The organism is Pontibacter indicus (assembly GCF_900156345.1).
Taxonomy (GTDB): domain Bacteria; phylum Bacteroidota; class Bacteroidia; order Cytophagales; family Hymenobacteraceae; genus Pontibacter; species Pontibacter indicus.
Genome location: NZ_FTPP01000001.1, coordinates 1,232,364 through 1,243,971, shown reverse-complemented (window position 1 = coordinate 1,243,971; position 11,608 = coordinate 1,232,364). Strand labels below are relative to the sequence as shown.

8 protein-coding genes are annotated in these 11,608 nt (G+C 51.4%); 4 read left to right on the top strand and 4 right to left on the bottom strand.

The window, feature by feature from the left end; translation table 11 throughout:
- Positions 1-115: 115 nt before the first annotated feature.
- Entirely contained in the window at positions 116-2,572 is a 2,457-nt protein-coding gene (locus B0B12_RS05330) for a T9SS type A sorting domain-containing protein (RefSeq protein WP_076666416.1), read from the top strand.
- Positions 2,573-2,640: 68 nt separating this feature from the next.
- On the opposite strand, the gene B0B12_RS05325 is transcribed toward B0B12_RS05330, so the two are convergent.
- Entirely contained in the window at positions 2,641-2,964 is a 324-nt protein-coding gene (locus B0B12_RS05325; RefSeq protein WP_076666415.1) for a hypothetical protein, read from the bottom strand.
- A 57-nt stretch (positions 2,965-3,021) separates the two neighbouring features.
- Entirely contained in the window at positions 3,022-3,483 is a 462-nt protein-coding gene (locus B0B12_RS05320; RefSeq protein WP_076666414.1) for a hypothetical protein, read from the bottom strand.
- Between the two features lie 526 nt (positions 3,484-4,009).
- Between B0B12_RS05320 and B0B12_RS05315 the strand changes: the two genes are divergently transcribed.
- From B0B12_RS05315 to B0B12_RS05305, 3 genes are all read left to right on the top strand, one after another.
- Complete coding sequence (locus B0B12_RS05315; protein ID WP_076666413.1) at positions 4,010-5,938, top strand: PrkA family serine protein kinase; 1,929 nt, start codon at positions 4,010-4,012, stop codon at positions 5,936-5,938.
- Between the two features lie 186 nt (positions 5,939-6,124).
- Positions 6,125-7,384 (top strand): YeaH/YhbH family protein, encoded by a 1,260-nt coding sequence (locus B0B12_RS05310; protein ID WP_076666412.1) that lies wholly within the window; start codon positions 6,125-6,127, stop codon positions 7,382-7,384.
- 194 nt (positions 7,385-7,578) lie between these two features.
- Complete coding sequence (locus tag B0B12_RS05305; protein ID WP_076666411.1) at positions 7,579-9,093, top strand: SpoVR family protein; 1,515 nt, start codon at positions 7,579-7,581, stop codon at positions 9,091-9,093.
- Between the two features lie 115 nt (positions 9,094-9,208).
- Here the strand turns inward: B0B12_RS05305 and B0B12_RS20085 are convergent, their stop codons facing one another.
- Positions 9,209-9,955, bottom strand: coding sequence for a fasciclin domain-containing protein (locus B0B12_RS20085; RefSeq protein WP_139337764.1), 747 nt, complete (start codon positions 9,953-9,955; stop codon positions 9,209-9,211).
- A gap of 387 nt (positions 9,956-10,342) precedes the next feature.
- Positions 10,343-11,581 carry a cysteine desulfurase-like protein gene (locus B0B12_RS05295; protein WP_076666410.1) on the bottom strand — a complete coding sequence of 413 codons (1,239 nt, stop codon included), beginning with the start codon at positions 11,579-11,581 and terminating at the stop codon, positions 10,343-10,345.
- Positions 11,582-11,608 lie beyond the last annotated feature (27 nt).

Sequence of the window (11,608 nt, the reverse complement as noted above, 5' to 3'; positions counted from 1 at the left end):
TATATAAGGCTATTATTCAATTGATTAAGCGATTTGGTTCGTTCATGCCACCTTATGCCTTATTTAGCACTTTTTCATTTATCAATTATTTCATTATAACAGCTACCCTATAACTATGAAACAAAATTTACGCTTCAGTTCAGTCTTCTTGAAAAATGGTACCGCAACACACAGCCCTTGTGCTTACAAAATATTCTGTCTTACTTTTTCGCTTTTAGTCCTCTTTGCAGCCAGTGCCTCTGCCCAGATGGTGCAGCAATGGAATGTGTTTGCCTCTACAGAGGGCAGCACATCACAGCTATTCTCTGGTAGCGTACTGGATGCCAACGGAAACATCTATATGCTAGGTTCGCAGGAATCACCGGGCGGTGAGTCGACTTTGACCTTGATGAAGTATGATGCCAATGGACAGAAAGCCTGGCATAAAAAAATGGAAAACTTCCCGAACAGTACACGCGAATTTCCTGTCACCTTAAAAGTGGATTCTAAAGGGGATGTCTACCTGATGGCTGTGTTTACTTCGACTTATGGCGGCCAGGCCATGGCATTCGCCAAAGTTTCCAGTGCAGGTGAGACGCTATGGATACGACCGTACCAGAACAAATTTGCCAGTATCGATAGGGCACACGATTTCATGATTACCGAAAACGATGAGGTATATGTGGCAGGCTATAGCTCTTACACAACTGGCAAGGACATTTTTGCGCTCAAGTTAAGTGCATCAGGCGAGGTGATCTGGAACAGCCAGCTGAACGGAATGATAAGCCACTCTACCTATGGGGCAGCACTGGCATTGGATACCGAAGGCAATCCCTTGCTGGCTTTTAGGGGTAGAGTACTTTCCAAGGATACCACCCCTGTTTCCTATCTGGTCAAGCTCAACAAGCTAAACGGCATACCCCTCTCCACTACGCCCGCTTCAGAACCAGAAACTGAAGACACCGTGCTAGACCCCAGACAAGTCTATGTAGATGCTGATGGCATGATTTACACCATTTCGCAAAATCGATCGGGTTACCAGTACACCATTCTTCTGACGAAAGCAGATGCCGCAGGAAACATCATTTGGTCTAAGGTAGAGGATTTTGATGGAGCAGGTAGTGTTGTGATGTGGCACATGCGTGTCGATGCGGAGGATAACCTGATCCTGTCCAGTTCACAGCGCGATGCCTTTACGATGAAGTATTCCAAAGAGGGCAAGCGTGTCTGGTTCAAATCGTACACGGCAGGCGCGGCAACAGAAGCATCCGTAAGCGCTATAGACATAAATGCAAATGGGCATATTGCGGTGGCAGGAAGCTATTATAACACGACCACAAAAGCGCCAAGATCGCTGCTGTTGCTTTATGACCAGCAGGGTGAATTGATTTTTGAGGAGAAGTTTGAATCTGTAGAACCAACCTTTATGGACGGGGGCAGCGTGCAATTCGATGTGAACGGCAATCTATACCTGTCTGGTGTTGGTTCAGAAGAAGGCAAGAGTAAACTATTCGCCATGAAGTATAGTGCTCAAGCCGCAAACTGCGACACGCCGGTAGCCGTAAAGCTGATTCTTCCGCCGGGCGGCCAGCAGGTGGGCAAACCTGTCAGCACGACGGCAATGCTGGAAGCAGACAAGCTACCTGCTGATGTTTCAGCGCACTGGAATTGGGGCGACGGCGCTTCGTCTGTTGCCTACCACACAACAGGAACGAACCGGGTAACAGGCCAGCATACCTATAGCAGCACCGGTGTCTACCTACCTCAACTGGAGTTCACAGACGCCTGCCTGGAATCCACCGGACCGGAGAATGCGCAACCGCTTGCCATCTACGACCCCAATGCCGGATTTGTAACCGGTGGAGGTTGGTTTACGCCTGCCAGTATACCTGAGCAGGTCAAGGTACAGTTTGACTTCAACATCAGGTATAAGGAGCAGGGAGGGGAGAACCTGCAGCTGACCGGCACGACGAGTTTTAAGCTGTCCAACGCGCTTCGGTTTGAAAGCACCAGCCACGACTGGCTCGTGGTGCAGGAGGACAAGGCCGTGTGGCAAGGGGCTGGCCAGATCAACGGGCGTGGTAACTTCGGCTTCACAGTATCGGTAGTGGATGCGGGGCAGGGTAAAAAGAACGGCACGGACAAGTTGCGTCTGCGCATCTGGGACAAACACGAGGGCAACAAACTCTACTACGACAGCCACGCAGCAGATGAATTCGCCTATTTCCTGACTGAAAACGGTCCGGCCATTGGCGGCGGCAACATTGTGATTCACCGAAACGGTAACCTGTATGCCGAGAAGAAAAATGGAGCCGATGCGCAGGACATGCTTACCAATGTACTCACTGCTTATCCAAATCCATTTGCGGGCACGTCCATGCTGCGTTTCGAGCTGCAGGAGCAGAGCAGCTATACCCTGGCTTTGTACGACATGAAAGGCGTGCTGGTGCAGGAGCTTCGCCAAGGCAATGCGCAAGCCGGCGAGTTGGTGGTAGTGCAGGTAGATGCCAGCGCCCTGCCAAAGGGAATGTACCTGGCGCGCCTGGTGACTCACCGGGAGACAAGGTCCGTGAAAATGGTTGTGCAGCAGTAATCTAACAACTATCCGCCATGAAAAAGGGAGGCCCGTAAAGGCCTCCCTTTTTCATGTTTCTGAGCGCGCTACCACGGCGATGGTGAATCGTCGGCATCGGAGGAGGCGCTCCCGAAGCCGTGGCGCAGGGTATAGGGCGTGCCCTTGCCTTCCAGGTGGTTCTGCATGTCGAGGTGCAGCTTGATGCGGTCCAGTTTAATGAACTCTTTCCAAAGCTCCTGATCGCTGTCCGACATGCGATTGATCAGGTCTGCCAGCTGGAGCCCGTCCTCCGATTTCCGAAGGTCCCGGATGTAGGGATCGGAATCGACCATGCCCTGTATTTTTATCCTGAAGTAGGTGTTCAGTTCCATGTACCTGTTTTCGTCCCAGTGTTCCATTTCCAGCGTCATATGCTACTTCGTTTTTCTGTTTATACTCATTTGGGTGCATAAGGCTGCACTTCCCTTTCATAAACCATCCAACCCACTATCCGGGTCCGGGTCTTCGGGCTGCACGCCGGGCGGGTTGAAAAGGCCCCAGCGGTCCACGGCGTAGTTCCAGGCGTCGAACGTTCGCACCCAGTCCACGAACAGCAGGCGGTACTCTTCCAGCGCCTCCCTAATCAGGTGCAGGTAGTGGATGTGCTCAAAGCCAAACATGGTCAGGGTGTTGCAGTGGTTCTGCAGGTCACGGGCAGCCTTGCGGATCAGGGTCGCGCACTCCATCCGGATGTCGTACAGGTCGCCGCCTTCGGCACCGGCCACCTTCACACTCAGTAGCGCCGCATCTTCGAGCATGAAAGCCTTGATACCGGAGAGTCGGCTGTCGTCTTCCGGTATCAGGTCCGCAATCTTCACGGTGAGTTCATAGATCTCGCGTCCTTTCCGGAAGATCGGCATATTGCGTGGGTTCAAGTGTTCTTCGTCCATGGAGGTAAGATGTGGTCAGAGCAGCCTTGCCCTACAACAACAGGTATAGGGATGGCCAGTTTTGTACAAAATACGTATAGATGTGAAGTTATAAAATATTACCGGATTTGAATTCAAAAAGAAGATGCGCTGTTCTGCAATTAGAGAGGCGCCAGATCCGACTACAGAAACCAAAAATCTACGTATAGCATAACATAGGGCACAGGGGATAGCACATTTTGTCGCCAAGCCACTCTTCCCCTGTTCCGGGCAACGGAAAGCAGCGCCCTGCTTTATGTGTACGCGTACACGTTTCCTGCCCGCCTACCTGTGCATGAGTGCATTGCCTCATCGTTTACCAAAGGCCAGTCCATGGCACAGGTGCCAGACAAACAAGCATAGCGGCATTCCTCTTTCGTGAGGCGTGCAGACCATAAACTAACAGAAATGATGACACATTCAGCTGACAGGCAGTAAACGGGCCAGCATTCATGAGGCCACTGCTTATTGCTCTCAGGTATAAAATGATTCTCTAAAAATACGCCCTATGAACATTTTAGAAAAGATCAAGACCAATTATAGTGCCTCCATGAACGAGATGACAGTAGCTGCCTATCTTGAGGAGTGCCGGAAAGACCCGAAGATGTACGCCAAGCCCGCTGAGCGCATTCTCGACGCCATCGGCGAGCCCGAGATGCTCGACACGCGCCAGGACCCCAAACTGAGCCGTATTTTCTCCAACAAGAAGATCAAAATCTACCCTGCCTTCCGCGATTTTTACGGCATGGAAAGCACCATCGAGCAGATCGTGTCTTACTTCCGTCACTCGGCGCAGGGGCTGGAGGAGAAGAAGCAGATTCTATACCTGATGGGGCCGGTGGGAGGTGGCAAAAGCTCGCTGGCCGAAAAACTGAAACACCTCATGCAGCAGTTCCCGATTTACGTGCTCAAGGCCGGCGAACAGATCAGTCCGGTGTTCGAGAGTCCGCTCGGCTTGTTTGCCGACTATGCCGATGAACTGGAAGAAGAATACGGTATACCCACCCGCTACATTCCGGGCTGCATGAGTCCCTGGGCCTCCAAGCGACTGCGTGAGTTCGACGGGGACATCAACCGCTTTAAGGTGGTGCGCCTGTTTCCGTCCATTCAGGAGCAGATCGCCATTTCCAAAACCGAGCCCGGCGACGAAAACAACCAGGATATTTCGACGCTGGTAGGTAAGGTCGACATCCGCAAGCTAGCCGATTACCAGCAGAGCGACCCGGATGCTTACTCCTATACCGGCGGACTGTGTTTGGCCAACCAGGGTTTGCTCGAGTTCGTGGAGATGTTCAAGGCCCCGATCAAAGTGCTCAACCCGCTGCTAACCGCCACCCAGGAGAAGAACTATAAAGGCACCGAACCAATCGGCGCTATACCTTTCGACGGCATCATTCTGGCGCACTCCAACGAGTCGGAGTGGGCGAAGTTCCTCAATGACAAAAAGAACGAAGCCTTCCTGGACCGTATCTACAAAGTGCAGGTGCCTTACGTGCTACGCGTGAGTGAAGAGATCAAGATCTACGAGAAACTGATCCGCGAAAGCTCGCTGAAAGATGCTCCTTGCGCACCCAAGACCATCGAACTGCTGGCCGAGTTTTCGGTGATGTCGCGCCTGAAAGAGCCTGAAAACTCCAGCATCTACTCCAAGATGCGGGTGTACAACGGCGAGACCCTGCGTGAGACCGACCCCAACGCCAAGTCCATACAAGAGTACCGCGACGATGCCGGTATCAACGAGGGGATGCAGGGTATTTCCACCCGCTTCGCTTTCAAGATCCTTTCCAAAGTCTTCAACTTCGATAGCGAGGAGATTGCTGCCAGCCCAGTGCACTTGCTTTATGTGCTGGAGCAGGAAGTGATCAAGATGATGCTACCACCCGAAACGGAGAGCAAGTACCTGCACCTGATCAAGTCGGTGCTGGCCAGCAAGTACGCCGAGTTTATTTCGGACGAAATCCAGAAGGCCTACATCGAGTCTTACAGCTCTTACGGTCAGAATATCTTTGAGAAATACGTGGTATATGCCGACCACTGGATGCAGAACAATGACTACCGCGATCCAGACTCCGGCGAGATCTTCGACCGCAGCATACTGAATGAAGAACTTGAGAAAATCGAGAAGCCGGCAGGTATAGCCAACCCGAAAGATTTCCGCTCTGAGGTGACGAACTTCTTTTTACGTCACAAGGCCAACCACGGCGGCAGGAGTCCGCGCTGGGATTCTTATGAAAAGATCAAGAACGTGATTGAAAAGAAGATCTTCACCAATACCGAAGACCTGTTGCCGGTGGTGTCCTTCAACGTGAAAACCAACGAGGAAGACGAGAAGAAGCACCGCGACTTCACCCGCCGCATGCGCGACCGTGGCTACACCGACAAGCAGATCCGCATTTTGGTAGACTGGTTCATGCGCGTGCGCAAGACGATGGCATAAATGAGTTTAGGAGTTAAAGAGTTTGAGAGTTTAGGAAGTGAAGAGAGAAGAATTTGGGTGTTATTGATTCCTGGATCGGTTAGATCTATTGGCAACTTGCAATTTCTTAATTCACATTTCTTTAAATTCTATATACTCATACCCCCTAACTCCTAAACTCTCAAACTCTTTAACTCCCAAACTCACATGTCCCACATCATCGACAGACGGAAGAACGACAAGGGGAAGTCTACTGGTAACCGGCAGAAGTTTTTGAGGCGCGTGGAGAACCAGATCAAGAAGGCTATACCTGACATCATCTCGCAGGAAAGCATCAAGGACAGCAGTACCGGCGGTAGTGTAAAGGTGCCGGTGCGCGGACTCGAGGAGCCTACTTTTCACCACGACCCGAAGACTGGCAAAAAGCAAACCGTGCGGCCCGGCAACGACAAGTATAGCGAAGGCGATCGCGTGCCCAAACCCAAAGGGGGAGCGGGGAGCAGCGGAAGGGGCAAGGGCTCCAACAGCCCGGAGGTGACTGAGGATGAGTTTACCGTAGTGCTGTCGCGGGATGAGTTTCTGAAATACTTTTTTGATGACCTGGCGCTGCCCAACATGGTAAAAAAACTGATGGACAGCACCGAGAATTTTGAGATGCGACGAGCCGGTTATACCCGCGACAGCGTTCCTTCCCGCCTCAACATCAAGACCAGCTACCAACAGTCGCTTGGGCGTCGACTGGCCCTGAAGGGCGTACTGGACAAGAAGTTGGCGCTACTGGAGGAGCAGCTGTCGCTGGCGACCGACCCGCAGCTGATAACCGAGCTTACTGAGGAGGCGGAACGAGTAAGGCGACAGGCCAGCACGCTGCCTTTCTTCGAAGACATTGACCTGCGCTACAACAATTTCGAGCGGGTGCCTATACCTGTCACTTCAGCTGTGATGTTCTGCATCATGGATGTGTCGGCCTCCATGGGGCAACATGAGAAGGACATGGCCAAGCGCTTTTTCACCCTCCTTTACATCTTCCTGACCAGGCAGTACAAAAACGTGGAGCTAGTCTTCATCCGGCACCACACCGAGGCCAAGGAAGTGAGCGAAGAGGAGTTCTTCAACTCCCGCGAAAGTGGTGGTACGGTGGTGGCACCGTCGCTCAAACTGATGGAGCAGATCATGCGGACCCGCTTCGACGATAGCTGGAACGTGTACTGCTGCCAGGCCTCGGACGGGGACGTGTGGTCGAAGCAGGATGCTACCGAATGCAAGCAGCTGCTGTTGGAGAATATCCTGCCCGTCATTCAGTACATGGCCTATGTGGAGATCAGCAACAGTCCGCGCGAAAGCGACCTGTGGCAGTCCTACAACCGCATCAGCGACGACGACTCATTTTCAATCCGGAAGGTATACGAACCCTACGAGATCTGGCCTGTCTTCCAGGGATTGTTCAGGAAGCGGAGTACTGTCTGAATCAGGATTTTAGGATTAACAGGATTTTCTCAGAGAGTAATTATTCTGGAACTTATCATCCTAATGCTGAACACGAACCAGTAAAACTCTTCCAGTGGCGTATGTGAATTTTATTTATAGAACCCCCTATAAATCTTTCTGATTTGTGTACGGTTTGAATCCTGAAAATCCTAAAATCCTGTAAATCCTGATCCATGACAGATAAAGAAAAATACCGGGCAATGTTTTGTGATCCGAACTGGGATTATGAGACGCTACAGGCGGCCGACGAGGTGATCAGCCGGATCGGGAAGGAGTACCTGAAGCTGAAAATATATCCGAACCAGATCGAAGTGGTGACCTCCGAGCAGATGCTGGACGCCTATGCACTGACCGGTCTGCCTACTTCTTACCCGCACTGGAAATTCGGGAAGGACTTTGTGCTGAACCAGAGTAACTACAGCAAGGGGCGCATGGGGCTTTCGTACGAGCTGGTGATCAACTCCAACCCCTGCATCAGCTACAACATGGAGAACAACTCCACCTGCATGATGCTGCTCGTGATCGCCCATGCCTGCCAGGGCCACAACGCCTTTTTTGCCAACAACTATATGTTCCTCGACTGGACTGCAGCTGACTCCATTGTTGATTACATGGCCTTTGCGCGGGAGTACGTTTTGCGATGCGAGGAGGAGCATGGTGAAGACGAGGTGGAGAAGGTGCTGGATGCGGCGCACGCGCTGATGAACTACGGCGTGGACAGGTATAGGAAACCCACCAAACTGTCGGCGCTGGAGGAGAACGAGCGCCTGAAGAAACTCACCCTGATCCGGCACGAGAACTACAACGAACTCTGGCGCACCCTGCCCAAGAGCACTGCCGAACTGGAAATAAGCGGGCTGGACGAAGGCCGCTTCCCAAAAGAACCGGAAGAGAACATTCTGTATTTCATTGAAAAATACGCCCCCGCATTGCCCGCCTGGAAGCGGGAACTTGTCCGCATCGTTCGTAAAGTGGCGCAGTACTTTTACCCGCAGGGGACTACCAAGGTCATGAACGAGGGCTTTGCGACATTCGTGCACTACCACATCATCAACAAGATGTTTGAGGAGGGCTACCTCAACGACGGTTTCATGCTGGAGTTTATCAAAAGCCACAGCAGTGTACTCTACCAACCCGAATACAACAGCAAGTTCTACTCCGGGCTCAACCCCTATACCTTGGGCTTCAATATTTTCATGGACATCAAGCGCATTTGTCAGGAGCCGACCGAAGAAGACAAAGCCTGGTTTCCGGACCTGATCGGCAAAGACTGGCTGGAACAGGTGCTGTACGTGATGGAGAACTTCCGCGACGACAGTTTTATCCTGCAGTATCTCTCACCTAAGGTTATCCGCGATATGAAACTCTTCACCATCATCGACAACGAAGGGGAGGCAGAGTTTGAGATCGGGGCCATACACAACGAGCGAGGCTACCGCCGGGTGCGGGAGCAGTTGGCCGCGCAGTACGACCGTTCTAGTATTATACCTAACATACAGGTGACCCGCGTAGACCGCCACCAGACCAGCAAGCTATACCTGACGCACTACATGCAAAAGGACCGCAAACTCGAAACCAAAAGCGCCCGCCAGACAATGGCCCACCTCCGCTACCTGTGGGGTTTTCCGGTGGAGCTACACTCGAAAAACAAGCTAGGCATAAACGAAAGTGTGTTTGAAATAAAGTAGCAAGACGAGGATTTCATTTGCTGAAGTAATCCTTAAAATAATAAGAGCGCCGGAGTAATATTTCATCCGGCGCTCTTACATTAAATTTTTAAAACCGTTTCAAGTGATGGCTTTATTATAGCTGTTCTACCGCAGATGGCAGTATAACGGAGTCGAGCACATGGATTCTGCCATTGGATGCCTCCACATCGGTTTTGACCAGTTGAGCGTTTCCCACTGTCGTAATTGTACCACTATTGTCAGTGCTAACCGGGAGGTAGCTTTGGTCTGTCATCCGGATTCTTGTGTTGCTCTGCAACTGGTTTGAGCGTACTTCCGAAGGCAGGATGTGGGCCTGCACCAGGGCAGAAAGCAAAGCCCTGTTTTCAGTTAATAACAACTTCGAAAGCTTGTCTTTCGACAATTTGGCAAATGCCTCGTTTGTTGGCGCTAAAAAGGTCATTTCATCCAGGCGCTCTACGTCATCTTCCAGACCAGCTTGTTCAATCAATTTCACAAAAGTAGACAGGTTGGGGCTTTTTCTCGCCAGTTCCATCACCGAATACTGTTCTGTATCGTCGATGTCATCAAACATGTCGTTAATATCAACCGGGTTCTCCAGGGCCAGCGCTGTAACGGCTATTGTACCTATCGGTACCACGGCTGTCTCTTCCACCACCAGCACATCCAGCACTTGTCCTTCCTGCTCTGCTGCCATCAAACCTTCGTCATCTGATGTTCTTCCGGCCATACGCTCGGTTTCGCTGTAAGTGGCTTGTTCCATCGCAGTGGCATCAGTAGTCTCGGCTGAGCTGGCACAGCCATACATCATAAAACCAGACAAAGTCAACACAGCAATCGGACTTAAAATATTCTTCTTCATAGCTTTCCCTCTTATTTAATTACAAAATATAATAATACTTACCTGGCTTCTTGTTGAACAAAGAAGCGTGTACTATAAATTTTTACTGTAATTAACAGATGTTGTTACAATAGTTTTTACTTTCCGGGAAAGATGGTATACCTTTAACCAATTTTATACTGCTGTTTACCAATAAAATAGGTGCTTTTACATGAAGAAAGTAGGGCTTCGCCATAAACATGGCATTGCACTGCTTTTTTATTCTTATAAGTGAGTTGAACTGCAGGCTTTCTGCGAATAGAAAATGAGTAATTGTAAGATTACGGGAAGCTGGCTGGAGTTGAGTTTATCGTGGTCCCATCCTTACAGATAGAGGATGACCTTGAACTGTTTTATCGTCTGAGTTAGTTAGCTGCGGCGGGTGGCCATAAACTTCTGAAAGCCTTCCTCAAACAGCATGACTTCCTCGAGCGTGTTGTAGGGTGCCAGTCCGATCCGGATCCAGCCGCCTATGGGCAGTACGCCCAGTTTTTCGGCCATGGTCGTCGCATAAAAGTGGCCATCTGCAATACACATGCTGTAATTTTCGGCAAACCAGGTGGTCACCTCGCGAGCTTTTATACCGGGTATCGTAAAGGCGAAGGTTGGTGTTTTATAGACACCTTCTGGGGCGCGGTATAGCTTCAGATCCGGGACTTGACGCAGGAAACCATCCAGCCGGGCGGTGAGTTGCTGTTCGTGTTCTTCGATGCGCTGCATACCTGAAACCAGGCGCTCTCTGCGGTTCTTGCCCTCTCCCAACTGCTCTATAAACGTGATAGCACCGATCAGGCCGGCTAGGGCCTCTTGATTTTGAGTGCCTGTTTCGAGCTTGTCGGGAATTTGCTGTGGGGCCGGTGCCAGCTTGTATACCTGTAGTTTCTCAAACAGCGAGGCCGCGATGACAGCGATGCCGATATGCGGCCCAAAGAACTTGTAGGCTGAGCAAAGCAGGATATCGCAACCCAATTCCTGGAAGTCGATGGGCATGTGCGGCACAGCATGCACGGCATCCACCACCACAATTGCGTTCACCTCTTTTGCCCGCGCGATTACGCGCCTTATATCGGTCACCGTACCCGTCACATTCGACGACATCCCCACAGCCACTAGTTTTGTCTTCTCTGTGATCAGTTCGTCGAGCCTATCCAGTTTCAGGGTATAGGTATTCGGGTCGAGCTCTATGAATTTGACTTTCGCGCCTTTGTCAGCGGCCAGCGTTACCCAGGGATCCACGTTGGCGCGGTGGTCCATTTCGGTCACCACCACCTCGTCATCAGCAGAAATAAAGCTGCCTAAGCTGCGGGCAATACTAAAGGCCAGGGTCGTCATGTTCTGCCCGAAAGCTACCTCTTCGGACGCGCAATGCACCAGGTCTGCCACCGCTTTCCGTCCTTCTAGCAAAAGGTTGTCGGTTCCCACGCTCGTCGGGAAGGCACCGTGCAGGTTGGCCATGCCTCCCGTAATATAGGCCAGCATTCCATCGACGGACTGCTGGGCCATTTGGGTGCCGCCAGGTCCGTCAAAGTAGATGTAAGGCGCTTTATTTTCGGAACCACGGAGGGCCGGGAACATGGCGCGGAGTTCTGCTACTGCTAAGGTTTTCATAGGTTGCTCTTCTGGTGGGCCGGCGTG